Source organism: Pseudomonas sp. IT-P4 (genome assembly GCF_949767755.1).
GTDB lineage: Bacteria > Pseudomonadota > Gammaproteobacteria > Pseudomonadales > Pseudomonadaceae > Aquipseudomonas > Aquipseudomonas monachiensis.
Genome location: NZ_CATKPX010000026.1, coordinates 64058 through 88768, shown reverse-complemented (window position 1 = coordinate 88768; position 24711 = coordinate 64058). Strand labels below are relative to the sequence as shown.

The following is a 24711-nucleotide window of genomic DNA, read 5'->3' as shown; positions in this document are numbered from 1 at the left end:
GGGACACGTAGGATTCTGCCAGGACGGCGGAGTGAAATGGATGTCAGGGAAACAGTCTGCAAAGCCCCGCTTCGGCGGGGTTTTCTTTTGCCTGAAGAAAAGTTTTCAGCTTGTCCCATCCAGAGCCTGCGCGCTGTTCAAGCGCCCGTCCGGGCCGTTTATCACCTCTTCCAGCAATGTCCGCAGCAATGCCAGCGAGGCCTGCTGCCGTTGCACATCCCGACACACCAGACCGACCTTCAGCGGCACCCGGGGTTCGCTCAGGGGCTTCCACAACAGTTCGTGGTTGCCATGGGTCTTTTGCGAGCGACCGGGCAATACCGTCGCCAGGCGCGTGTGGGGCAGGCTGTCGAGGATGCCGGCCATGTTGTTCAGCTCGGCTTGCACCTGTGGGCGACGACCAAGGCTTGTCAGCTGTGCCTGCCAGATCTGCCTGATCTGAAATTCTTCGCCCAGCAGCAACATCGGCAGTTCGGCCGCCTGACTCATGGACACTTTCTTGAATTCACGCAGCGGATGCTCTGCCGGGATGACCAGGGTCAGTTCATCTTCGTACAGCATCACGCCATGCAAGCCAGGCTGGCGGGGCGGCAGGTAGCCGATGCCGATATCCAGAGAACCGTTGAGCAGTCGCCGCTCGATTTCCAGGCCGGTCAGTTCATAGATCTGCACCACCAGATGCGGCTGCGCCTTGCGCACCCGTTCGAGCATCTGCGGAACGAGGCTGGTGTGCACGGTCTGCAACACACCGATGGCCAGGGTGCGCAGGGCCTGCCCCTTAAAGTTGCCGAGCGCTTCCCGTGCCCGTTGCAGACCATCGAGCAAAGGCAGTGCGTGGTTGTACAGCGTGTGTGCCGCGAGGGTCGGCAACAGGCGTTTGCTGCTGCGCTCGAACAGGCTCACCTCGAGGTTTTGCTCGAGGTGGCGGATTTGCTGGGACAGCGCCGGCTGGGAAATGGACAGACGCTCGGCGGCCCGGCCCACGTGGCCTTCTTCGTAGACCGCGACGAAATAACGCAGTTGCTTGAAATCCATAAGTAATGCTTATCGAAAATGCTGGGAAATCGAAATGGCTGAACGCCTCGCCTGAGCCTAGTCTAACCGCATTCACAGGGCTTACAGGGCCACAGAGTGCGATGAATACCCTTTGCTTCGATGGTATTTACATAGGTAAGGCAAAAAACCTCATCAGAGGTTTTGTCAGATGAATCTGTTCAGTCTGCGCCGCAGTCCACCCAGTCTTGATGATCTGGTCATGGACGCCTTCCTGCCATCCCAAGGCGATAACCTTTCCAGCGAGTACTTGATGCCCAGTGTCGAGCGGCCAAAACAGATATTTGTGCGTGGCCAGGGTTCATGGTTGTGGGACAGCGATGACCGTGCGTACCTGGATTTTTCCCAGGGCGGCGGGGCCAACAGCCTTGGTCACAGCCCTTCGGTACTGGTCAATGCAATCACAACCCAGGCTCAGTTGCTGATCAATCCGGGTTTCGGCCTGCACAATCGCGGCATGCTCAGCCTCGCCGAACATCTGTGTGCCAGCACCGGCAGTGATCAGGCCTACCTGCTCAATACCGGCAGCGAAGCCTGTGAGGCGGCGATCAAACTGGCGCGCAAATGGGGTCAACAGCATCGCGGTGGTGCGTCGCGCATCATCGTGGCCAACAACGGTTGCCATGGCCGCAGCCTGGGGACGATTTCGGCGTCGGACAGCTCGACATTGGCCAACCGTTTCGAGCCGCAATTGCCAGGCTTCAGTCGTGTCCCGTTCAATGATCTGCCAGCGTTGCATGCGGCCGTGGATGAACGGACCGTAGCGATCATGCTCGAGCCGATCCAGAGCGAAGCCGGCGTGATCCCGGCCACCGCGCACTACCTCAAGGGCGTCGAACGCTTGTGCCGTGAACTCGGCATTTTGCTGATCCTTGACGAAGTGCAGACCGGCATCGGCCGTTGTGGCACCTTGCTCGCGGAACAGTCCTGTGGCGTCACGGCAGATATCGTCGTGCTTGGCAAAGGCTTGGGCGGCGGGGTGCCATTGGCCGCATTGCTGGCGAGGGGCAAGGCTTGCTGCTTCGACATTGGCGAGGTGACAGGCACTCATCACGGTAATGCGTTGATGACGGCGGCGGGACTTGCGGTGCTCGATACCGTGCAGGACAAGGTTTTCCTCAAACACATTGCAGAAGCCGGTCAACACCTGCGTGAAGGGTTGGAGCGTCTGGCCCATCGTTACGGTCACGGCGAGTTGCGCGGACAAGGGCTGCTTTGGGGGCTGACGCTGTCGGCCGATTCCGCCGACGCGGTGGTCAAGGCCGCGCTGTATGAAGGCTTGTTGCTCAATGCACCACAACCCGACTGCCTGCGCTTTACCCCTGCGCTCAATGTCAGCAACGCCAACATCGATGAAATGCTCCTGCGCCTGGCGCGTGCCTTCTCCCGAGTACGCACCGCGCAATTGCAGTGCCGCAAAGGGATTGCCGTCTGATCCGGCGCGCCCTGCACACATTCCAGAACCGTCTCGCGGTAATACGCACGCCCTACGCCCGACACTTTTGGCGTGGGGCGTTTTTTTGTGGCCGGCCTTTTCCAAAGGCAATTTCGGCTTGAGCGGTTAGCACATCAATGGCTTTCTAGCGTGCATCGGCAGGGAGTGCCGGTGCCAGCGAAACTGTATTACCTTCGCGTTGGTTTTGATTTCTATACCACTGGGTGGTATGTTTTATGGAAGGGATGCCGATGTCACCAAGGTTGTTCAAGACAAAGCGCTTCGCAATGCAGGCCGCCAAGGCCTGGATCGGTGATGACGAACTCCGGGAGGCATTCACCGAAATGCTCAATGTTCAGGCTGACAATTTGGGTGGCGGGGTCTGGAAGAAGCGTTTGAATGCCAACCGCCATCGCTCGATTATCCTGGCCAAGGGCGGTGCTTATTGGGTCTATCAGTTCCTGTACGCAAAAAAAGATCAGAGCAATATCAGTCCCAGGCATCTGCTCGACTTGCGAGAGTTGGCCAAGACATATGGTGGACTGACCGAAATGCAAATTCAGCGTTTGCTGGATGCAAAGGAGTTTGTGGAGATACCAAATGAGTAAAAAATTCAAAAGTGAGCTATCGGAATCGATCCACGAATCGGCCAGTGCCTTGTATGCCATAGGTGCAATCAGCAAAGCGACCATGCGTGAATTCGATGAATCCTGTCTTGCAAGGGTGCCGGATGCGATTCCCGCGCAGGAGATCAAGGCATTGCGCGAGCGCAACAATGTCAGTCAACCTGTGTTTGCGCGCTACCTGAACACCAGTGCTTCCACGGTCAAGCAATGGGAAGCAGGGGATAAGCACCCCAGTGGCATGGCGCTGAAGTTGCTGAGTATCGTGCGCAAACACGGTCTGGAGATACTCGCCTGAGAAATCGGGCTGAACCCTGACAAACGGTACAGGTCGATTAGCTGTAGGGCTCGAACGAGTCCACCCCAATCAGGAGCTGCCCCATGGACTTCATTCGCATCATCATCGCCATCCTGTTGCCGCCACTGGGTGTGTTTCTGCAAGTAGGATTCGGCGGGGCGTTCTGGCTGAATATTCTGCTGACGTTGTGCGGTTACATTCCGGGGATCGTGCATGCGGTGTACATCATCGCCAAGCGCTGAGTAGAACGTCGGCAGGTAGACCGCCTTCGCGAGCAGGGCTCGCGATTGAGGCGCCACCGTTTCGGCAATGAGCGCAGGCTTCAGTCCACTGAGTCCATCACCCGCCGATAAAACAACCACTCCTGCTCCAGCGCATGGGCCTGGTTACCGGCCTTGCGAAAGCCATGGCGTTCATCGGCGTAGTAATGCGCTTCGACCAGGATACCGTTGTCTTGCAGCGCCGTGACCATGTCGTGGGTTTGTTGCGGGACGACCACGGCATCCAGTTCTCCTTGAAAGAAGATCATCGGCACGCGGATGTTGCCGGCATGCAGCAGCGGCGTGCGGGCGGCGTAGCGTTCGGCATCCAGTTGCGGATCGCCGATCAGCCAGTCCAGATAGTCGCTTTCGAATTTGTGGGTCGCGCGCCCCAGCGCCACCGGGTCGCTGACCCCATACAGGCTGGCGCCAGCGCGGAACACGTTGTGAAAAGCCAGGGCGCACAGGCTGGTATAGCCGCCAGCGCTGCCGCCGCGAATGAATGCCTTCTCGCCGTCGATCAAGCCACGGTCGTTGAGGTAACTCACCACGGCGCAAGCGTCTTGCACATCCACGTCGCCCCAACTCAGGTGCAGTGCCTGGCGATAGGCCCGGCCATAGCCGCTGCTGCCGCGGTAGTTGAGGTCGGCGACGGCGAAGCCCCGCTGTGCCCAGTACTGGATACGCGGATCGAGCATCGGGTAGCACGCCGAGGTCGGGCCGCCATGGACGAACACCACCAATGGCGGTTTCGCCGCGCCGGTCATCGCCGGGTAGAAGAAGCCGTGGGCTTCGCCTGAGCCACTTGGGTAGCGCAAGGTTTGCGGGCGGCTGATCTGTTCGGGAGCAAGCGGTGCGATGCCGCCGGCCAGTACTTGCACTTGCCGGCTCTGGCGGTCAATGGCGATGACGGCAGTTGAGCTGACGGGCGACGCCGCGATGCAATAGATGAACTGCTCATCCACGGCGAGATGGCGAAAGCGGCTGTAGTCGCCGGTGAAATCGGCGCTGGAATCGCCGCCTATGCCCAGTCGGCCAAAGCCACCCTCGGTCCAACTGGCCAGATAACTGTCGTCGCCCAGCGGCAACCAGGTGCTGCCGCCGAGTTGCCAAGGCGCGGGGCCGTGGTCGGCGGCCGCACTTGGCAATGGGCTCAAGCCTTTTTCAGTTTCTTTCCATGGCTGCCAGTAACCTGCGCGATCCGTCAGGCAATACAAGCGACCGTCGGCATCGAACCGCGGTTGTTGCACAGACTCTTGAACGCCGTCGCCGGCCACACAACGAGCCTCGGCAAAGCCACCGTTGGCGAGGCCTTCAGCAACCATCAAACGTGTCGCTGTCCATGGCTGATCCGGACGACTCCACTCGATCCAGGCCAGGCGCCGGGCATCAGGGCTCAGCGTCGGCGCCGAGTAGAAATCAGCACCTTCGGCCAGCAGGTGACGTGCACCATCCAACAGATCGATTGCCACCAGCCGGTGTTGATCGCGATGCTCCTCGACCGCCAGCACTTGTCCGTTGGCGAACTGCAGATCGCCATATCGGCATGCACCGGAGGTCAGCCTTTCGGGCGCTTCGTCTTGCAGTGATTGCCGATACAACTGCTGGTCGGCCTCGTTGACGAAAACGATACCGTCGTCCGTCAGACAAAACGCGCCGCCGCCATATTCGTACACCCGACTGCGCGCGCTGAACCCCGGTGGCGTCAGGCATTTCGCTGCACCATCGCGCCAGTGCCAGATCCGGCACGCCGCGTCTTCGGGGCGGTACTCGTTCCAGAACAGGCCCTGCCGCCCGACCTGCAGTTCGGCAAAGTCGATACCGGCGGCCACGGCTTTGGCAGCGCTGAAAGGTTCAGCTTTTGGCGATGAGGCGTGAGTTTCGTTCATTGCGAAAGGCCAGTTGGTCGATGGTCTGAGTGGCGCTCTCGGCTTCTTCGCGGGCCTTGAGGATCACGCCGTGTTGTGGCGACTTGCTGCACACCGGGTCGGCGTTGCTGGCGTCCCCCGTGAGCATGAACGCCTGGCAGCGGCAGCCGCCGAAGTCTTTTTCTTTCTCGTCACAAGAGCGGCACGGCTCGGGCATCCAGTCGTAACCGCGAAAGCGGTTGAAGCCGAACGAGTCATACCAGATGTGCTGCATGCTGTGGTCGCGCACGTTGGGAAATTGCACCGGCATCTGTCGGGCACCGTGACAGGGCAGGGCGGTTCCGTCTGGCGTGACCGTCAGAAAAATACTGCCCCAGCCATTCATGCAGGCTTTCGGGCGTTCTTCGTAATAGTCCGGCGTGACGAAAATCAGCTTGCACGGATGCCCTTCGGCTTCCAGTTTGGCGCGGTATTCGTTGGTAATGCGTTCGGCGCGCACCAGTTGTTCTTTGGTCGGCAAAAGCCCAACGCGATTGAGTTGCGCCCAGCCGTAGAACTGGCATGTGGCGAGCTCGACGAAGTCCGCCTCCAGGGCGATGCACAGCTCGATGATGCGGTCGATCTGGTCGATGTTGTGCCGATGGGTGACGAAGTTCAGCACCATCGGATAGCCGTGGGCTTTCACCGCCCGGGCCATTTCCAGTTTCTGCGCGAAGGCCTTTTTCGAACCGGCCAGCAGATTGTTCACCTGCTCGTCGCTGGCCTGGAAACTGATCTGGATGTGATCGAGCCCGGCCTTCTTGAAGTCGCTGATTTTCTGCTCGGTGAGGCCGATGCCGGAGGTGATCAGGTTGGTGTAGAAACCCAGCTTTCGGGCCTCGGCAATCAACTCGGCGAGGTCCTGACGCACCAGCGGCTCGCCACCGGAAAAGCCCAGTTGCGCCGCGCCCATTTCCCGCGCTTCGCGAAACACCTTGAGCCACTGCTCGGTGCTCAGCTCTTTGCCTTGCTCGGCGAAATCCAGCGGGTTGGAGCAATACGGGCATTGCAGCGGGCAGCGATAGGTCAGCTCGGCCAGCAGCCACAGCGGCAGGCCGATTTCAGGTTTGGGCGGTACTTGCACCGATGAATCAGGCAAGTTCGATCCAGTGCTGCGCACGGGCAACCTCCATGAATTGCTCGATGTCGTCACCGAGCTCGGGCACGCCAGGGAACTGCTGATCGAGCTCATTGATGATGGCCGCGACATCCCGTTCACCGTCAATCAAACCGCCGATCAGCGCGGCACTTTCGTTGAGCTTGATCATGCCTTCCGGGTACAGCAGCACATGGCCTTTTTGCGCCGGTTCGTACTGGAAGCGATAGCCAGGGCGCCAGGTCGGGGTCTTGCTGCGATCGAAACTCATAAGGTGATTCCTTTGTGCCAGGCCCGTTCCCCGGTCACGCTGTGATACGGCGGGCGTTTCAGTTCGTAGGCCATGCTCATGGCATCGAGCATGCTCCAAAGAATGTCCAGTTTGAACTGGAGAATTTCCAGCATGCGCTCCTGGCCTTCACGGGTGGTGTAGTGCTGCAGCGTGATCGCCAGACCATGCTCGACATCACGCCGTGCCTGGCCCAGGCGCGTGCGGAAATACTCGTAGCCGGCCGGGTCGATCCACGGGTAATGCTGGGGCCAGCTGTCCAGGCGCGACTGGTGGATCTGCGGGGCGAACAGTTCGGTCAGCGAGCTGCTTGCGGCTTCCTGCCAACTGGCGCGGCGGGCGAAATTGACATAGGCGTCCACGGCGAAGCGCACGCCGGGCAACACCAGTTCCTGGGAGCGCAGTTGGTCCGGGTCGAGGCCCACGGCCTGGCCCAGGCGCAGCCAGGCTTCGATGCCGCCGTCTTCACCGGGCGCACCGTCGTGGTCGAGCAGGCGCTGAATCCATTCGCGGCGGATCTCGCGGTCAGGGCAGTTGGCGAGGATCGCCGCGTCCTTCAGGGGGATGTTCACCTGATAGTAGAAACGGTTGGCGACCCAGCCCTGGATCTGTTCGCGGGTGGCCCGGCCTTCATACATCGCCACGTGATAGGGGTGATGGATGTGGTAATAAGCGCCCTTGGCGCGCAGGGCCGCTTCGAATTCGGCGGGGGACATTGGGGTGTCGGTCATTGCGGTTCTCCGGTGTACAACCGTTGAAATCTTGGGTATCTGGTCGGACGCTTTCGCGGCGGTGCGGCGATCCGACAAGCCCGCTCCCACAGGGGTTGTGTACGCCACAGATCCAATGTGGGAGCGGGCTTGCCCGCGAAGGGGCCCTCCGCTACAGCACAATACTCATGCCGTCATACGCCACTTCAACCTGGCGCCGATCCAGCTCCGCCCGTTCCGACGAATCCTCATCAAGAATCGGGTTGGTATTGTTGATGTGGATAAGTACTTTGCGCTGGTTGGGCAGTTGCTCAAGCACTTCAAGCATGCCACCGGGGCCGTTCTGCGCCAGATGGCCCATCTCGCGGCCGGTGCGGGTGCCGACGCCGCGACGCTGCATTTCATCGTCATCCCACAGCGTGCCGTCGACCAGCAGGCAATCGCTGCCAGCCATGATTTCCAGAAGCTCTGCATCCACCTTGCCCAGGCCCGGTGCGTAGAACAGTTTGCCGCCGGTGTTGAGGTCTTCGATGATCAGGCCGATGTTGTCGCCCGGATGCGGGTCGAAGCGATGTGGCGAGTAGGGCGGCGCGGCACTGCGCAAAGGCAGCGGAGTGAAGCGCAAATTCGGGCAGGCCGGTACGCTGAAGCTTTGATCGAGTTCGATCCGGTTCCAGGTCAGCCCGCCATTCCAGTGGTTGAGCATGGTGAACAGCGGGAAACCGGTGCTCAGGTCTTCGTGGACCATGTCGGTGCACCAGACCTGATGCGGGCAGCCTTCGCGCAGCATGAGCAGGCCGGTGGTGTGGTCGATCTGGCTGTCCATCAGGATGATCGCGCCGATCCCGGTATCGCGCAGGGCGCGGCCCGGCTGCATCGGGGCGAAGCTCTGGAGTTGGGCGCGGATGTCCGGGGAAGTGTTGCAAAGCACCCAGTTCACGCCGTCGTCGGAAATCGCGATGGACGATTGCGTCCGCGCCTTGGCCCGCAGGCTGCCGTTGCGAAATCCCGCGCAGTTCACGCAGTTGCAGTTCCACTGGGGGAAGCCGCCGCCAGCAGCGGAACCTAGAATCTGGACAAACATGGACGCTCCATCATTTCAACGCTGAAAATAAAACGCCTCGGATAACCGAGGCGTTGTGCTGCATCTCTGTCAAAGCTGAGATTAGCGGCTTGCGAAGTACATGGTGACTTCAAAGCCAATACGCAGGTCGGTGTAGGCAGGTTTGGTCCAGGCCATAAATTGAACTCCTCAGGTAAGGTGGGACAGCGCTATCTATAGGTATAGTCCACCTCAAGTCAGAGATGTTCCAGATAGTTAGGTTGCTATGTTACTCAAAATTTCAAAGAAATTGCCCGTGAAACTTTGAGAAAGCTCCTTGCAGCCCCGGTAATGATCATTTTGCCGCTTGCCATGGCGCGCCTGGCGAAGCGCTGTTGGCAAGGCACAGCCAGCCGCCTTCGGCCTGATTCAGGCGTTGGGCCGCAGCCAGTAGAGCGGTCCGGTCAATGCGCACTATGGCCTCGGGCAATTGCGTCAGATAATCCGACGAACGGCCGGCCAGCTTGCCCTGCCAAAGCAATTCGGCCGCTTGCGCCATAGTGAGCGCAGCGCTGGAAAACTGATCCGCCAGGGCCTGGCGTTGAGCGTTGAAGCTAGTGTCGTCGAGTGCGTGGATCAGTTCCGGCAATCGATTCAGGAATTGCTCGGTGTGTTGCAGCAGCTCCACCGGCGCAACGCTTGGCGATTGCACGCCGAACAGCAACCCGGTTTGTCCGTGAATCTGCCGCAGGGCGCTGAACACCGCATAGCCGAGTTGCAGTTCCACCCGCAGGCGTTGGTAGAACGGCGTCTGACAGACATGCGCGAGCAAACGCCATGCAATTTCGTCGGCCAATTCCTGGGTGGCTGTCGGACAGAACAGCAGCAACGCGTGCTCGCTGGAGGCGGTATCGACATTGCTCCACAGGTGCTGTGCAAGGATAGAAGAGCGCGGCGTCAGTTGATTGTCCGGCGTGCCGGGTATGCGGCTCAAGGCCAGTCCCATGGCTGCCTGAGCCTGAGCCGATAACCCGATGGCCAGCCCATCCCAGCGCGCACTCGACCAGAGTGGCTGCACGTCGTCCGAGTTCGCGGTGTGCCCGAGGCAGTGATCGGGCAATGCCTTGAGCAGTTGTCGAATCGGAATCAACGCAACGCTGGTCGATTCGGCTTGTGGGACAGCGGCATCGGGTTTTGTCAGTTCTTTGAGCACATGCTCCAGGACGCTGGGCATCGGCTCCTGTAGCCCGTTCAGTTTGAGCAGCCATTCGTTGCCCGACGCACTGAAGGAAATATCCACACCAGCCTGGCGCGCGTCTTCGCGCAACGGTTGCAGGTGGTTTTCCAGCCGTGATTGAAGCTGGCTGCCGGGGGCCGGGTCCAGACGCCAGCGCAGATAAATCGCACCTTCAGCACCGTTGTCCGGCCATGCCTGACTGAACTGCATCGGCGAGCGTTCACGACGGCTGCGCGAGCGATCCTGGGCAAACGTGCGCAGGCCACGGTGGGCGCTGGTCTGGCCGCGAATCAATCCGGCGTTAGGTGTTGGTGCTTCGGCGCACAGGAACGGATTAGGTTCTGGCAATTGCCATGGGCCGTTGAAGTTATCCACAGCGCCGATTTGTTGAAGGATTTGCTTGAGGGCTGTTACACCCGGTTCGGATAACCCGACTTCGCGTTGTTCGCTGTCCAGGCGGGCCAGTTGCAAGGCACTGCTGATTTGCTGCTGGCGCTGGAGCAGGGTGGCGTACTCTTCGCGCAATCGGTTCCAGTCTTGCTCGGCAAAGAAACCGAGCCAGTCCAGCAGGCGTCCGCGGATGCCTGTTGCCGAGACTGTGGCAGGCAGGGTGAATTCGATATGCAGCAAGGCTTGCCCGGCGAACTGGTACAGCGGCCGGGCTTTCAGGTGATCGGCCAGCCCGCGCTCGCGCAGGTCCGCCAACAAGCCGCCGGTTTTTGCCTGGTTCAGCCAATGGCACAGGAACGCCAACGCTTCGGCAGAGTTGTCAGGCAGTGTTTCGAGGGCAAACAGCAGGTCCAGACGTCGTTCGTCAGCCTGTTGATAACTTTTATCTGGCGCATCCATCAGCGGTATCGGCGCTTGCTGCGTGACTGTTTCGCCTTTGGCAATGACGCTGCCAAAGGCTTCTGCCATCGCTTTCAATTCATCGAGGCCCTGCGGTCCGGCCAGGCTCAGGGTCATTTGCCCGGTCTGGTAATAGCGCTGATAAAAACCCTGCAGCGCCTGCTGAAACTCCGGTTGTTGCAGTGGCAGGCTGTCGCGATTGCCAGCATGAAAACCCCTTAGCGGATGAGCCTCGGCCAGTCCATTGAACAGCGCAAACTGCTGCTGCGCCTCGGCATCCTGCGACCAGGCGACAAACTCCGCCTGCAACACTTCCCGTTCCCGCTGCTGGTCGTCCGGATTCATACGCGGATGGGCGAGCATGTCTGACAGACGCTCCAGCCCACCGGCAAACGCCTGGGGCGGCAGTTCGAAAAAGTAGTCTGTGGTGCGTTCGCTGGTCCGCGCGTTTACCTGGCCGCCATGACTCTGGACGTAGGCCATCAACCCTTGCCCGGCAGGAAAACGCTCAGTCCCCAGAAACAGCAAATGCTCAAGAAAATGCGCCAGGCCAGGCCACGCCAGCGGCACATCATGGCTACCCGCGGCAACCCGTAACGCTGCTGCGCAACGCTTCAAATTCGGGGCATGACGCAGCGTCACCCGCAGGCCGTTGGCCAGGGTTTCAGTGTGGGGGCGAAGGGGATTCAACGCGGGCATGGGCACTTCCAGAACAGTGAAGTGCCAATGCTAGCGGATTAGGACTTGTTCAGCTCGCCGTAAAGCTCGGGACGACGATCGATCAGGTAGCGATTGGCGGCGCGGGAGTCGACCATCAACTGTCGATCCAGCTCGCCGACGATCAATGCTTCATCAAGGCCTGCCTGAGCGATGCGGCTGCCATCCGGCGCAGCGATGCTGCTTTGACCGCAATAGTGGATATCGCCTTCATGGCCGCAGTAGTTGGCGTAAGCCACATAACATTGGTTTTCGAAGGCGCGGGAACGCACGGTGACATCGGCGACGAAATCGAACGGAATCATGTTCGCGGTCGGCACCAGGATCAGTTCGGCACCGGCCAGGGCCAGGCGTCGGGCGTTTTCCGGAAACTCCAGGTCGTAGCAGATCAGGAAACCGAGTTTCCAGCCGTTGAGTTCAACGACGGGAAACTCATCGGAACCTGCACTGAACATCGAGTGATCCAGATCGCCGAACAGATGGGTCTTGCGGTAATTGCAGATGCGCTCGCCGTTAGCGTCGATCAACTGCACGGCGTTGTAGATCTGCCCGTCCTCGGTGCGCTCGGGATAGCCATACAAAATGGCGATCCCGGCGGTCTTGGCAATGCGCGCAATCTGCTGTGCCGACTCACCGTTATGCACCTCCGCCAGCACGCTGACGGCATCGACGCCGATGTTGTAGCCGGTCAGGAACATCTCCGGCAGCACCAGCAGGTCGGCGCCTTTGGCTTCCAGCGCCAACTGATGCAGGCGTTGCAGGTTGCCAGCGACGTCCAGAGGCAGCGGCGGACATTGGTAAAGGGCTACGCGCATTTCGGATTCCTCTTACTCGGGCAGGGCGATCGGTCCGATCTCGTTGAATACATCTCCTGGACCCGGATTCTCGGCGTGAGTTGCACCGCCGAAGTGCTTCATGATGCCCCATACCGCGTTGAGCGAGGTCTGTACCGCGCCCTCAACCCAGGCAGGCGTCCACGAAACGTCGTCGCCGGCGATGAAAATCCCGCGCTGCTCGGCTGGCATGGCGTCCTGCATGAAGTGCGCGTACATGCGCTGGTTGTAGCGGTAGTGGCCGGGCAGGGCGCCTTTGAACGCACCGAGGAAATGCGGGTCGGCTTCCCACGAAACGGTGATCGGATCGCCGATGATCCGCGCGGCGATATCGACTTTCGGGTAGATCTTCTTCAACGCATCCAAGGCCAGCTTCACGCGTTTTTCCACCGGCTGCGGGAGCATTTTCAGCGCATCGCTCATCCACGAGTACGACAGGCAGATCACCCCCGGCTTGTCGTCGCCGTTGTCGAACAGGTAGGTGCCACGGGTCAGGCGGTCGGTGAGGGTCATGCTCATCAGGTCGCGGCCGGTTTCCGGATCCTTGTCCTTCCAGAACGGGCGGTCGACCATCACGAAAGTTTTAGACGACTGCATGTAGCGGGTACGGTCCAAAGCCATCCACATTTTTTGCGAGAACAGGGTTTCGTCGCATTCGATCTGGGTGGTCAGCAGCCAGCTCTGGCAGGTGGTCAGCACAGCCGCGTATTCGCGGGTGTCGCCCCAGTTGTCGGTGACGGCGAAACGGCCGCCCGGCGCGTGGGCAATTTTCTTCACGCCAGTGCGCGGTGCGCCGTTGTGCAGCGAGCTGAGGCTGGTGCCCGCTGGCCAATGCGCGCAACGCTCCGGTACATGACGCCAGATGCCCTGGGGTACCTGTTCCACACCGCCAACCACCAGGTGCTGGTGATCGTCGCAGTTGGTCATCACCACGCGGAAGATTTCCAGCATCGAGTTGGGGAAGTCCGAATCCCAGCCACCGGTACCGAAACCGACCTGGCCGAACACTTCGCGGTGATGGAACGAGAGCTTGGCGAACGCCTTGGAGGTGGCGACGAAATCGTAGAAGGTGCGGTCGTCCCACAACGGAACCAGGGTGTTCCACAACTCTTTCAGACGTGGCACATCACGGTCGCGGATGGCTTGCTGGATATCGGAGAACTGTGAGCCGGCTTCCAGGGCATCGGCCCAGGCGTCAGCCACTTCCTGGAACAGTGCAGGAAGGTCCGACAGCTTCTGTGCGTAATGGGTCTGGCCTTCGAGGTCGATCACCGTGCTGCCCGACGCGGGTGTCAGCGGGTTAGGGAAAGGTTTGGTTTCCAGACCCAGTTTGTCGACGTAGTGATAGAACGCGGTGGACGACACCGGGAAGCGCATCCCGCCCAGCTCGGCAATGATGCCTTCGGCGCCATTGAACGCCTGGGAACGCAGACGGCCGCCCATTTTCGAAGCTTCGTAGACGACCGGTTTCAGGCCCAGCTTCATCAGCTCATACGCCGCCACCAGGCCGGCAATCCCGCCGCCGACAATCGCCACTTCGGCACCGTGATTATGCTCGGGAATACTGCCCAGCCCGGCGGGGTGTTCGATCCAGTCGTCGAAGGCGAAAGGAAAGTCCGGGCCGAAAATGGTGACTGGTTTCTTACCGTCTGCAGGATGGCGATTGTTCTTGTTCATGGCTGACCTTGCTGGCGACCCGACGCGGGATGCGCATCTGAGTATAGGAAAAGATGTCAGCCATTCTAGAGAGCGCAGAACACGTTATTAAGACGCAAAGTGTCGTCATTTTGATGTTTGTTTGATCAATATGACGAACTATCAATGCATACTGACCACTGTGGGAGCGAGCTTGCTCGCGATAGCGCCAGTTCAGTCACGGATGAACCCAGGTCTGAAAACTCAAACCGGCTGCCCCCGATCAATCTTGCTACTCAAGATGATCGACGTCGTGGTCTTCTCCACCCCATCCACACTGCCAATCTGATCCAGCAACTGATCGAGTTGCTCCGGCGAATCGGTGCGCAACCACGCCACATAATCAAATTCGCCACTCACCGCGCACAGCTGCTGCACCTGCGCCATTGCGCTCAGGCGTCGCAACACTTCCTTGCCGGAACGCGGTTGCACAGTGATCCCCACATACGCCTGCAACCCGCCATCCACCACGCGCTGGCCGAGGCGCACGCCGTAACCGGTGATCACCTTGGCCTTTTCCAGCCGCGCCAGGCGCGAAGTGACGGTGGTACGGGCGATGCCCAGTTGTCGGGCGAGCATGGCCACGCTCTCGCGGGCATTGATCTGCAGGGCGGCAATCAATTGGCGGTCGATTTCATCGAGAACGGGCGTGCGAGTGTCAGGCAAGGGGTTATCTCCAGGGGCATGGATCAGTGCGCAAGCATGTTACAGGCAGTTCCTGCAGGACGCTCGCGACGGCGATTTGATCTAGCCTCAATACCGTTCATGACATTTTTGCCTGCGACAAATTGCCATAAGTAACTAGGTAGTACATTATTCCGCCCTTGTCACAAATGGGGAAAATTTCCGATATGAACAATTCTGGGGCTGCCGCCGGCAGCAAATGGTTGCTGGCGGGGCTGGGTGTGCTGATTGCACTGATCGGGCTCGGCCTGGCCGGTGGCGGTGGCTATCTGATCGCGCTGGGTGGCAGCTGGTATTTCCTGCTGATGGGGCTGGCAATGCTGGCGTCCGGGTTGATGATTGCCCGGCGCAAGCCGCTCGGCGCCTGGCTGTATGCTGTGGCATTGCTCCTCACTGCGATCTGGGCCGTTTGGGATGCGGGCCTCGAGTACTGGCCGCTGGTCTCGCGGGTACTGACCTTCGCCGTGATCGGTCTGGTGGTGGCGTTGATTTATCCGACCCTGGTCCGCGCTTCGGGCGCGACCGCTGGGCGTGGCGCCTACGGTCTGGCTGGCATTCTGGGCGTGGGCGTCGTTGCGACGATGGCCTACATGTTCGTGCCGACCCATGTGGTCAAAAACACCACCGTACCTGCGGTAACGCCGGTCACTCCGGGCACCGAGCAGAAAGACTGGGCCCACTGGGGCAACACCACCGCCGGCAACCGCTTTGCCGCGCTGGACCAGATCACCAAAGGCAACATCGACAAATTGCAGGTCGCCTGGACCTTCCGCACCGGTGACATCCCGCAAAGCACCGGTGCCGGCGCCGAAGACCAGAACACTCCGCTGCAAATCGGTGACACGGTCTACACCTGCACCGCCTACGGCAAAGTCTTCGCCCTGGATGCCGACACCGGCGCCCAGCGCTGGAAGTTCGACCCACAAGGCACCGCGCCCAACTGGCAGCGTTGCCGTGGCCTGGGCTATTCCGAAACACCGGCCTCTTCGGACAACCAGCCAACCGCCTGTACGAAACGTCTGTTTCTGCCGACCGGCGATGCGCGCCTGATCGCTATCAATGCCGACACCGGCAAGCCCTGCGAAGAGTTCGGTAACCACGGCACTGTCGATCTGACCACTGACATGGGCGAAGTGAAGCCCGGTTACTACCAGCAAACCTCGACCCCATTGGTCGCAGGAGACGTGGTAATCGTCGGCGGCCGCGTGGCCGATAACTATTCCACTGGCGAACCGCCGGGCGTGGTGCGTGCCTACGACGTGCGCAGCGGTGAGCTGATGTGGGCGTGGGATCCGGGCAACCCGAACACCACCAAACGCCCACCGACCGGTGAGACCTATACCCGTGGTACGCCGAATGTGTGGTCGGCCATGTCCTACGACGCCAAGCTCGGTCTGGTTTACTTGCCAACCGGCAACGCCACCCCGGACTTCTTCGGCGGTCAACGCACCGAGCTCGACGACAAGTGGAGTTCGTCCATCGTCGCCATCGATGTGAAAACCGGGCAGGTACGCTGGCACTACCAGACCACCCACCACGACTTGTGGGACTTCGACCTGCCGGCGCAGCCGCTGCTGTACGACGTGCCGGACGATAAGGGCGGCACCCAGCCAGCCCTGGCGCAAGTCACCAAGCAGGGCGAGATCTTCCTGCTCAACCGCGAAACCGGCGTGCCGATTGCCCGCGTCGAAGAGCGCCCGGTGCCGCAAGGCAAAGTGCCCGGTGAACGCTACTCGCCAACCCAGCCGTTCTTGGTGGACATGCCGTCAATCGGCAACAAGACCCTGACCGAATCCGACATGTGGGGCGCCACGCCGTTTGATCAGTTGATGTGCCGCATCCAGTTCAAAGGCATGCGCCACGAAGGCGTCTACACCCCGCCGGGCATGGACCGCGCCCTGCAATTCCCGGGCTCGCTGGGCGGGATGAACTGGGGCAGCGTCTCGGTTGATCCGAACACCAATTACATGTTCGTCAACGACATGCGCCTGGGCCTGGCCAACTACATGATCCCGCGCGACAAGATCAAAGCCGGGGCCAGCGGTATCGAAATGGGCGTGGTACCCCAGGAAGGCACGCCGTTCGGCGCCATGCGCGAACGTTTCCTCTCGGCGGTCGGTATTCCGTGCCAGAAACCACCGTTCGGCACCATGTCCGCCATCGACCTCAAGACCCACAAACTGATGTGGCAAGTTCCGGTCGGCACCGTGCAGGACACCGGCCCGCTGGGCATCCGCATGCACTTGCCGATCCCGATCGGCATGCCGACCCTCGGCGCATCGCTGGCCACCCAGTCGGGCCTGCTGTTCTTCGCCGGCACCCAGGACTTCTACCTGCGCGCCTTCGACACCGGCAACGGCAACGAAATCTGGAAATCGCGCTTGCCGGTGGGCAGCCAGTCCGGGCCGATGACCTACGTTTCACCGAAAACCGGCAGGCAGTACATCCTGCTCACGGTGGGTGGTGCGCGTCAGTCGACGGATCGTGGGGATTATGTGATTGCCTACGCCTTGCCCAAATAGCGGCTGAAGCTTGAGGAAAAAAGCAGAGTTGCACGTAATGCTGTTCACTTGATTACAGCGCTGGACCTGTGGCGAGGGAGCTTGCTCCCGCTGGGCCGCGAAGCGGCCCCCAAATAGGGGACTGCTACGCAGTCCAACGGGAGCAAGCTCCCTCGCCACAAGCGCGGCTTTTTGCTGGGCGAAAGAGGGGGGGGGATCGGCTAGGATTGAGGCAGTCGAGGGTGCGAGGCGAAGAACATGACAATGAAGCTACCTGCTGCTGTACGGGAACGTGCCTTGCAGATCGCCCATCACGAAATGGGGCACTACGTGGTGGCCCGCGCCCTGGGGTTTGAAACGGGCGGCGTGACCCTGACAGTGAGCAAGGATTTGCGGCACCAGGGAGGGGCCTCCATTACCTTGGTGCGCCCGATTTCGTCGATGGAAGCCATGAAGGAACATCTGGAAGCCCGGATGATGGTGCTCCTGGCGGGCTCACTGGCGCAGACCCTGCCTTCAAAACCTTCAGCCGCCAAACGCGTCGATAAGCCCAAGGCCACCGCCATCCTCAAAGGCAAGCAGGGGGCGGAACAGGATTACGCAAAAATCAGGGAGCTTCAGCATCTGCTGCGAAATATCGTCTACCCGGACACTGATCCTGCGTCGGGTGAGCGGATAACGGCGGAGCTTAAAGAGATGACAGGTCGGCTGTGGCTGCGGACGCAAAAAATCATAGAAGATCAGGCCGAGACGATTGCCGAATTGGCTGTGGCGCTGGTGGACGGCATGGTCATCGTGGAGCAGTGGGGACGGCCGGCGGATACGTATGAGGGCATGCTGACGGGGCAGGAGCTGGAGCGGCGGCTGGCCGTGCAGGCCATGCCTTCATGATGTGTTTGAACTGAAGAGCCGAAGCATCTGGCTCTAATCAGTCCCAAAAAGGGAACGCACGGTCCCTATTTGGGAATTTTCAGGCTCTGTTTGTTTTATTGATCTGCCTGCGCTCTCGTTTGAGCAGGTTTGCGCGTCAACACCTTCACTACATCATCAATCACCGCTTTGCTCATCGTCGTCAGGTAATGCGCGGCCCAGGCGTGGCGGTCGGAGTCTTGGGCGTAGGCGGCGTCCACGGTGAGGGACTTGGCGAGGAACAGCAGGTCGGAGGCTTGGGCCAGAGCGTCGGCGATGGGGACGTCACGGCAGACGTGGAACAGGGGTTGATCCGAGAGATGCAGGAAAGGGGTGAAACCGACGGTTTTTAGTTCTGAAGGATCGGACGAGATGGGTTTTGTCATGATGTAACTCCTTAATCCTAGGAGCTGCCACGTTCGTTTCCAAGCGAATGGGTGGCAGCTGTACGCAGGTTGGAAAACCGGGGATCAAGGAAACCGGCACGCCCGAAAGCGTCCCACGCACAGCTGCCATAACACAGTTTCGCAGTCGTAAAAAACGACTGGAGTAGTGGTAGATACTGCTGCGCTTTTGATCCGACGGGTTTCCAAGCCCGATCGCTGAATGGTCAGCGACGGTCGGAGACTATCCCGTCAAAGAAAAGCGCAACAAGGCGGCAAAGTGCCCAAAAGCAAGATTCGGAGTTTGCCTACAAGGTCCTAAGGCGTCATCCGATAAAGCGAGACCTTAAGTAAACAAAACTAAACATCAGTCTTCGGTGAAGTAATCCGAATCGATGTGTTTGATCTCGTAGACCTGCTTCACGCTACAACCCAAATTGTTTTCGACCATCAGGCGAGCCAACTCCACGCCATCGATCAGCACCACCTTGATATCAAGACCAAGCGCCGCTTCACGTGCACCGGCGGAGAACTCCGACGTGGTGATGAACACACCCTTGCGCGCACGTTGACGGGTGAGGGCGCCGATGAACTTGTCGATCTCCGGGCGATGCACCGTGTTGCTCCAGCGTTTGGCTTGCAGGTAAATCACATCGAGGCCGAGTTTGTCTTCCTTGATGATGCCGTCGATGCCATCGTCGTTGGTCTGCTGGGTAGCGCGACCGGCCTCCTTGCGGGAGCCGCCATAACCCATGGCAATCATCAGATCGACCACCAATTGCTCAAAAAACGTCGGCGAAGCACCGCGCACTTGGGCGAGCAATTCGTCGGCCAGTGACTGCAACAAGGCCTGATGCGCCTGGGCCAGTTGCTCGTCCGGGGTGATGTCGCCCACGGGGTCGGCCTGCACGGAAGGCACATCGTTGTCCGGCCGCGCACCATGAAACGCGCTGAACTCTGGATAGCGTTTCAGCCAACCGACGGTGATCCGTTGTGGCCCGGATTGCAGCGCTTCGCGGCCACGCTCGGTGATTTGCACCAGACCTTTGCTCGGGATGCTCAGCAAACCGGCCTTGTTCAGGTAGGTGCGCGCCCAACCGATACGATTGTTGATCACCGTCTGCCGCCCTGACGGCAGCATTTCATGGCGCTCGACTTCGCTCAGTTGGAACTGCTCGATGACCTGCTCACGCAAGGACTTGAGGCTGATGGGCAAGCCATTGGCGACCTCAGCCAATACCGGACGCATGACAGACTGGAAATCGGGAACGGCCATGATCGCTTCCTTTCGTTAGTTCAAGCCGACGCCTTGCGGCCACGTTTTGCCTTGGGCGCAGCGGCGCGTTGAGCCTTGATGCGCTCCAGTAGCACGCTGGCAGGTTCGTCGTTCGGGTCTTGGGGTACCAATTCACCTCGGAAGGCCTTGGCCAGGATGCTTTGGGTCAGGTGATCGATCCGGTTTTTGGCCGAGGCGACTTTGGCTTCCAGTTGGTCGGCGAAGGCGAAGAGTTGTTTAACTCGGTCGACGATTTCGGTTTGCTCTGCGAGTGAAGGCATAGTGAAGGTAAGTGACTTGATTTCTTCACTATTAATATTGTTAACGCCGCTTGTAGATCTCGCCGTTAGCTCTATATCTTGTCGAATTGCTGGAGATTTGAGCCAATAATTTACATATTCAGGAATGGCTTTTTCTATGTTTATGCGTGCGCGTATCAAATAACCAGCAAAAAGAAGACCTTCTTCCTTTGAGCCAATCACTGCGGACCTTCCTACAAGCGAGACGCTGCCGTTTGAGCGAATAAGAACCACATCTCCTTTTCGCAGCGATAATTTTTTATTCTCAGTTTCGGAGAAGTTTGAATACTTGAGGTCATCAATGTTTATGCCATTTTCGGAAATGTTAGGTATTCGCAATACTCCGGTTGCCCCGCCGTTGTAGTCGCATTTCTGGGCAGTGCCATACCTTAAATCATCTATCACGGAGGAGAATTTTACGCGCTGCCAGCCGCTAGGTAGATCTGTACTTTTTCTCTGTACCGTCAATTGCCCGGAAACCGCTGCAGCGAATACGGACTGGCGAAAGCGTTTGAGCAGGGCGGGGATGGCATCGATGCGGGCTTTGAGGGTGTCGACCTGAGCTAGCAGTTCATCGAGTTTCTGTGCGATGCGGGTCTGTTCGGCAAGTGGAGCGAGTTTTATCGTTGCCTCGGATAAGTTTTGTCTCGTTATTTGAGGCTGTGCTGAACCAGTAATTACGTCCGTTAAGCCGCGAGCTTGAAGTGCATACTTAAAATAGCTGATAGAGGTTACTTCCTCAGCCAAATCATCCAAGGCCATGGCGTTACCATTTATATAGGCTCGCGGTTCAGATATATGAAGATTGCCGCAGGTTGCACCACGGCATGTAATCATTAGTGTAGGTTTTTCATGTGTATAGGTTGAGTAAAACCCAATTTTACCATTTGCTCCGTAGACGACGTATCCACTGTCGGTGAGTTCAGCAGTTGAGATGACTTTCCATTGTTTTGGTTGGCAGATGTCTAGCAAGTTCGCCTCCGTCCAACCGCTCGGCAACTCACTCATCCTCATTCTCCTGAGCCACCACCAATCCCATCACTTCTGCCATCAACTGCTTCTGCGCCGCCACTTCATCCCCAGCCCCCAGCGCTTTCATCAGCTCTTCCAACTCATGCAATGCTTCAGTCAGCTCAGCCATCGCCTCACCCGCCAGCAATTCTGGTCCCGGCAAGTTATTAGCATCCAGACTGTCCGCATCCTTCAACCAACTGATATCCAGCGAATCACCGCGCTGTTCAATGTACTCGCGAGTAAACACCCGGAAGCGACTCAGCTCACCAATCCCCTCGACATTCTCCGCACGCGGGCTATTGCCATTGGCATCCTCCCCGAAGGCATCTTCGAAGGGCTTGAGATGCGTCGCGCCAAACGGCGTGCGCTTACCAAAACTTGGCATGTTGCTTCGCAAGTCATAAACCCAAACACGCTGCGTACAGCCTTGATCCTGGTGCGGGTTCTCAACCGAGCCTTTCTGGAAAAACAGCACGTTGGTCTTCACGCCTTGAGCGTAAAAGATCCCCGTGGGCAGCCGCAGAATGGTGTGAAGGTTGCACTTGTCCATCAGGTCGCGGCGTACGTCGGTGCCGACGCCGGCTTCGAACAGCACGTTGTCCGGCAACACCACGGCGGCGCGGCCACCGGGTTTGAGGCCGCGATAGATGTGCTGCAAGAAGGCCAGTTGCTTGTTGCTGGTCTTGTAGGTGAGGTCATCACGGGTCGGGCCGCCGCCGCCCTTGGCGGTGCCGAACGGTGGGTTGGAAAGGATGACATTCACTTTCGGCAGGTTGGCCCCGGTTTGGCCGAGAGCGTTGCCCAAGTGCACCACGCCTTCTTCGTCACCTTCCATGCCGTGCAGCAAGGTATTCATCAATGCCAGGCGACGGGTGCCGGGCACCAGTTCTACGCCGACAAAGGCGCAGTTGCGTTGGAAACTCCGATCCTTTTCATCAAGGTCGTAATGGTCATCGGTTTTGCTTTTGATGTACGCATCAGCAGCAATCAGGAAGCCCGCAGTGCCAGCAGCCGGATCCTGAATGACTTCTCTCGGCTGGGGCTTGATGCAGTTGATGATGCTGTCGATCAACGGGCGCGGAGTGAAGTACTGGCCGGCACCGGATTTGGTTTCGCTGGCGTTCTTTTCCAGCAGGCCTTCATACAGATCGCCGAGGCCGTCGCGGCGGGCGCTGAACCAGTCTATGCCGTCGAGGCTTTTGATCAGCTGTTCCAGGTGGCGCGGTTCTTTCAGGCGCGTCTGGGCATCGGCGTAGATGGCGGCGATCAACGGGTCAGCGTTTTGACCCAGGTCGAGCAGCATCTGCCGGTAGTGGTTGAGCAGGTTCAAGCCAGACTTACTGTTCAGGTCCGGCCAGCGCGCGCCTTCGGGCAGCTTGTGGTTGAAATTGTCGTTGTTCTGAACCTGTTCGAATTCCATCTTGATGAACAGCAGCAGCACCAGTTCGGTGACGTAGTCGCTGTAGTTGATGCCGTCGTCACGGAGGACGTCGCAAAGGTTCCAGAGTTTCTGGACGATGTCGCTGTTGGTCATGGGGCGCGCTCTAAAAAATGGGGCTGGGGATGACGTTCAGGCAACTGATGTCGTCATCGGTGGGCGGGGCGGGCAAGTGGCCGTCGCGCAAAAAAATCTGTTGGGTCTGGGCGCATAAGCCGGCCCAAAAGCCATCGCTCGCCAGCAACCAGTGTTGGTTCGGGCGGGCAGGCCAAAAGTTGATGTCAGGGTTGCTCGTGCGCCGGGCGCTGAAGCAGCGGGTCAGGCTGTGGCGTGATGAGTCCCGGGCAATCTGTGCAGGGGTGAGGTCACCCTGCCAATTGGGTGCGCAATGTACAGCACTCAGCCAGTTGATTTCACTGTCCTGATCAATGACGCCCAGGCAGCAGTCACCTTCATGAATTGTGAATACCGCATCGGGGAGCAGGCAAAGCAGCAGATAACTGCAGGCGGCCAAGGGGAAGTCGCCCCGTAGTGTTTGATGTCTGTTGGTGATGATCTGCTGGAGTGCGCTGGCCAGTTGCTCGGCGTTCAGTTCTTGTGTCGGTAACTGGCCAAAACCCTGGGTCAGATCATTCAGCAAGGCATGAGCCAATTCACCGCTGCGCGGGTGACTGCTGCTGCCATCGGCGATCAGGTAGAGGCTGGCGTTTGCCTGCGCGGCATGGGCGAAGGCATCGCGGTTGTCCGCCGTATGGCGACCGGCCTGGGTGTGCCATTTGACGGTCGCGCGCATTCAGGCGGTTACCCGAACGATGTGGTGCAGGCGGTCCCAGATGATCTGCTCACGCTCGCTATCGCCGCGCGCGGCATCCTGCACCAGATAGCCGAAGTCGTTGTTTCCCAGCAGGCCTGCCAGTGTTTGGCTCAGGTAGGCGCGAAGATCCGGTGCGGCAGACTCTGCTTCGGCGAGCAATTCCTCCCGGCCGTTCACCAGATTGAGAATGTCCTCAAGGTCCTGGCTGCTCAGCGGGTTCTGCGCACCGCGACCGGCGTAGGCTTCCAGTTTGCTGCCGAGGAAGTAGGGCGGGCTGAACAGGCGAATGCGGCAGCCACTGGGTAGTTCATGCCACTGCGCGTTGGCCAAGCCGTCGCTGAACCAACGGTTGTTGCAGCCCAGCAGGTTGGCGGTTTCGGCATCTTCGGGCATGAAGTCGACTTTCAACTCGCCCAGGCGCAGGCGGCAAATGACTTCGTCCTGCGGCGATTGCTTGAAGCCTTTTTGCTTGAGTTGTACCACCAGCGTTTGCCACTGGGCATAGCCTGTCAGGTGCACCACCAGATCCACATCGTCGGTGTAGCGCACTTCCTCCAAGGTGAATTCGTCGGTCAGCAGCAAGGCTGTCGTGCAGCCGCCGACGAAGGCAACGGCTTGGCAAAGCTCTTCGCCGAGCGCCTTGGCGACGACTTCGAGCATCTGGATGTTTTGTGCGCGGCTCATGGTTAAAGAATCTTCTCGCGTAGCAGTTGGTTCGCCAGATTGGCTTCGCGGGCATTGCCCAGACGCACGGCATCTATCAGCGCCAGGTATTCATATAAGCGGGCGTCTTTTTTGACTGCGCCCGGGACGGTCTTGAACAGGGGCGTGATCGACTGCCCTTTGCGGGTGCCATAGGCGTCTGGCCAGACGTGGATCAGGTCGCCGCCGCTCATCAACTTACCCTGCAACACGGGGGCGGAAAAACTGGTGGGGATGCCGCGGACCATTTCGGCGGGCTTGACCGGAAACACATAGCGCAAGCCGTGCTCAATAAAGCCCAACAGCGCCTTGCTGTTGACCCGAGGCAGCTGGGTGCTTGGGTCCAGGCGTAACAATCCGATCTGCTGGCAGCGTTTGAGTGCCGAGGCGACTTCGGTTTTGCTGATGCCCAGCGAGGCTTGCAGGGCGCGAACGGAGTAGCTGTCGTGGTGCACGGGCGGGTCTTGTTCGGTGTGGTCCTCCCAGCCTTGCCATTGCTCGCCGGTATCGCTGAGCTTGAGCAGTTCTGCTGTTTCGCTGTCGAGTTGCTGCTGCAGGCGCTCGCGCTGCTCCAGGCAAATCAGTTTGATCAGCAACAGTACGTCTTGACTCTTCATATGGCCTCAGCTAGTAACTGTCCTTTGTCC

24 protein-coding genes are annotated in these 24711 nt (G+C 59.4%); 6 read left to right on the top strand and 18 right to left on the bottom strand.

The window, feature by feature from the left end; translation table 11 throughout:
• Positions 1-105 precede the first annotated feature (105 nt).
• Complete coding sequence (locus ACM6IT_RS10760) at positions 106-1035, bottom strand: LysR family transcriptional regulator (protein WP_056726618.1); 930 nt, start codon at positions 1033-1035, stop codon at positions 106-108.
• Between the two features lie 169 nt (positions 1036-1204).
• On the opposite strand from ACM6IT_RS10760, the gene ACM6IT_RS10755 reads away from it, so the two are divergent.
• From ACM6IT_RS10755 to ACM6IT_RS10740, 4 genes are all read left to right on the top strand, one after another.
• A complete protein-coding gene (locus ACM6IT_RS10755; RefSeq protein ID WP_414917958.1) occupies positions 1205-2488 on the top strand; it encodes an aspartate aminotransferase family protein in 1284 nt (427 codons plus the stop codon).
• A gap of 251 nt (positions 2489-2739) precedes the next feature.
• Positions 2740-3096 (top strand): type II toxin-antitoxin system RelE/ParE family toxin, encoded by a 357-nt coding sequence (locus ACM6IT_RS10750; protein ID WP_414917963.1) that lies wholly within the window; start codon positions 2740-2742, stop codon positions 3094-3096.
• Positions 3089-3409: a helix-turn-helix domain-containing protein gene (locus tag ACM6IT_RS10745; protein WP_046039442.1), complete on the top strand. Its 321-nt coding sequence runs from the start codon at positions 3089-3091 to the stop codon at positions 3407-3409. Before ACM6IT_RS10750 ends, ACM6IT_RS10745 begins: the two co-directional genes overlap by 8 nt.
• A gap of 83 nt (positions 3410-3492) precedes the next feature.
• On the top strand, positions 3493-3651 hold the full coding sequence (locus ACM6IT_RS10740) for a YqaE/Pmp3 family membrane protein (protein ID WP_003228885.1): 159 nt from the start codon (positions 3493-3495) through the stop codon (positions 3649-3651).
• A gap of 80 nt (positions 3652-3731) precedes the next feature.
• Here ACM6IT_RS10740 and ACM6IT_RS10735 read toward each other — a convergent pair whose 3' ends face one another.
• The 10 genes from ACM6IT_RS10735 to ACM6IT_RS10690 all read right to left on the bottom strand — a co-directional run bounded on the left by ACM6IT_RS10735 (position 3732) and on the right by ACM6IT_RS10690 (position 14710).
• Positions 3732-5558, bottom strand: a complete 1827-nt coding sequence (locus tag ACM6IT_RS10735) for a S9 family peptidase (protein WP_414917957.1) — start codon at positions 5556-5558, stop codon at positions 3732-3734.
• Positions 5524-6660, bottom strand: a complete 1137-nt coding sequence (pqqE, locus tag ACM6IT_RS10730; protein WP_409078225.1) for a pyrroloquinoline quinone biosynthesis protein PqqE — start codon at positions 6658-6660, stop codon at positions 5524-5526. The genes ACM6IT_RS10735 and pqqE overlap by 35 nt, the downstream gene beginning before the upstream one ends.
• 7 nt (positions 6661-6667) lie before the next feature.
• Entirely contained in the window at positions 6668-6943 is a 276-nt protein-coding gene (pqqD, locus tag ACM6IT_RS10725; protein WP_015097086.1) for a pyrroloquinoline quinone biosynthesis peptide chaperone PqqD, read from the bottom strand.
• Complete coding sequence (gene pqqC / locus ACM6IT_RS10720; RefSeq protein WP_414917956.1) at positions 6940-7692, bottom strand: pyrroloquinoline-quinone synthase PqqC; 753 nt, start codon at positions 7690-7692, stop codon at positions 6940-6942. The genes pqqD and pqqC overlap by 4 nt, the downstream gene beginning before the upstream one ends.
• 151 nt (positions 7693-7843) lie before the next feature.
• Complete coding sequence (pqqB, locus tag ACM6IT_RS10715; RefSeq protein ID WP_056726623.1) at positions 7844-8755, bottom strand: pyrroloquinoline quinone biosynthesis protein PqqB; 912 nt, start codon at positions 8753-8755, stop codon at positions 7844-7846.
• An 81-nt stretch (positions 8756-8836) separates the two neighbouring features.
• Positions 8837-8911, bottom strand: coding sequence for a pyrroloquinoline quinone precursor peptide PqqA (gene pqqA / locus ACM6IT_RS10710; RefSeq protein ID WP_003444522.1), 75 nt, complete (start codon positions 8909-8911; stop codon positions 8837-8839).
• A gap of 157 nt (positions 8912-9068) precedes the next feature.
• The gene (gene pqqF, locus ACM6IT_RS10705; RefSeq protein WP_414917955.1) at positions 9069-11498 is read right to left on the bottom strand and encodes a pyrroloquinoline quinone biosynthesis protein PqqF; all 2430 of its coding nucleotides are present in this window, start codon (positions 11496-11498) and stop codon (positions 9069-9071) included.
• A gap of 38 nt (positions 11499-11536) precedes the next feature.
• Positions 11537-12331 carry a carbon-nitrogen hydrolase family protein gene (locus ACM6IT_RS10700; protein ID WP_056726625.1) on the bottom strand — a complete coding sequence of 265 codons (795 nt, stop codon included), beginning with the start codon at positions 12329-12331 and terminating at the stop codon, positions 11537-11539.
• A 12-nt stretch (positions 12332-12343) separates the two neighbouring features.
• Positions 12344-14026 (bottom strand): flavin monoamine oxidase family protein, encoded by a 1683-nt coding sequence (locus ACM6IT_RS10695; RefSeq protein WP_414917954.1) that lies wholly within the window; start codon positions 14024-14026, stop codon positions 12344-12346.
• Positions 14027-14248: 222 nt separating this feature from the next.
• Positions 14249-14710, bottom strand: a complete 462-nt coding sequence (locus tag ACM6IT_RS10690) for an Lrp/AsnC family transcriptional regulator (RefSeq protein WP_046039454.1) — start codon at positions 14708-14710, stop codon at positions 14249-14251.
• A gap of 185 nt (positions 14711-14895) precedes the next feature.
• Here ACM6IT_RS10690 and ACM6IT_RS10685 point away from each other — a divergent pair, with 185 nt between their 5' ends.
• Together ACM6IT_RS10685 and ACM6IT_RS10680 are read left to right on the top strand one after the other, a co-directional pair.
• On the top strand, positions 14896-17250 hold the full coding sequence (locus ACM6IT_RS10685; protein ID WP_414917953.1) for a glucose/quinate/shikimate family membrane-bound PQQ-dependent dehydrogenase: 2355 nt from the start codon (positions 14896-14898) through the stop codon (positions 17248-17250).
• 237 nt (positions 17251-17487) lie between these two features.
• On the top strand, positions 17488-18120 hold the full coding sequence (locus ACM6IT_RS10680) for a peptidase M41 (RefSeq protein WP_414917952.1): 633 nt from the start codon (positions 17488-17490) through the stop codon (positions 18118-18120).
• Positions 18121-18215: 95 nt separating this feature from the next.
• On the opposite strand, the gene ACM6IT_RS10675 is transcribed toward ACM6IT_RS10680, so the two are convergent.
• From ACM6IT_RS10675 to ACM6IT_RS10645, 7 genes are all read right to left on the bottom strand, one after another.
• Positions 18216-18524, bottom strand: coding sequence for a DUF3077 domain-containing protein (locus ACM6IT_RS10675; RefSeq protein WP_414917951.1), 309 nt, complete (start codon positions 18522-18524; stop codon positions 18216-18218).
• 364 nt (positions 18525-18888) lie between these two features.
• Positions 18889-19797: a restriction endonuclease gene (locus ACM6IT_RS10670; protein ID WP_414917950.1), complete on the bottom strand. Its 909-nt coding sequence runs from the start codon at positions 19795-19797 to the stop codon at positions 18889-18891.
• A 20-nt stretch (positions 19798-19817) separates the two neighbouring features.
• Positions 19818-21104: a restriction endonuclease subunit S gene (locus ACM6IT_RS10665; RefSeq protein ID WP_414917949.1), complete on the bottom strand. Its 1287-nt coding sequence runs from the start codon at positions 21102-21104 to the stop codon at positions 19818-19820.
• The gene (locus ACM6IT_RS10660) at positions 21097-22644 is read right to left on the bottom strand and encodes an N-6 DNA methylase (RefSeq protein ID WP_414917948.1); all 1548 of its coding nucleotides are present in this window, start codon (positions 22642-22644) and stop codon (positions 21097-21099) included. Before ACM6IT_RS10660 ends, ACM6IT_RS10665 begins: the two co-directional genes overlap by 8 nt.
• Positions 22645-22654: 10 nt before the next feature.
• The gene (locus ACM6IT_RS10655; RefSeq protein ID WP_414917947.1) at positions 22655-23341 is read right to left on the bottom strand and encodes a protein phosphatase 2C domain-containing protein; all 687 of its coding nucleotides are present in this window, start codon (positions 23339-23341) and stop codon (positions 22655-22657) included.
• A complete protein-coding gene (locus ACM6IT_RS10650; RefSeq protein WP_414917946.1) occupies positions 23342-24046 on the bottom strand; it encodes a hypothetical protein in 705 nt (234 codons plus the stop codon).
• Between the two features lie 2 nt (positions 24047-24048).
• Positions 24049-24681: a hypothetical protein gene (locus ACM6IT_RS10645; RefSeq protein WP_414917945.1), complete on the bottom strand. Its 633-nt coding sequence runs from the start codon at positions 24679-24681 to the stop codon at positions 24049-24051.
• Positions 24682-24711: the final 30 nt, after the last annotated feature.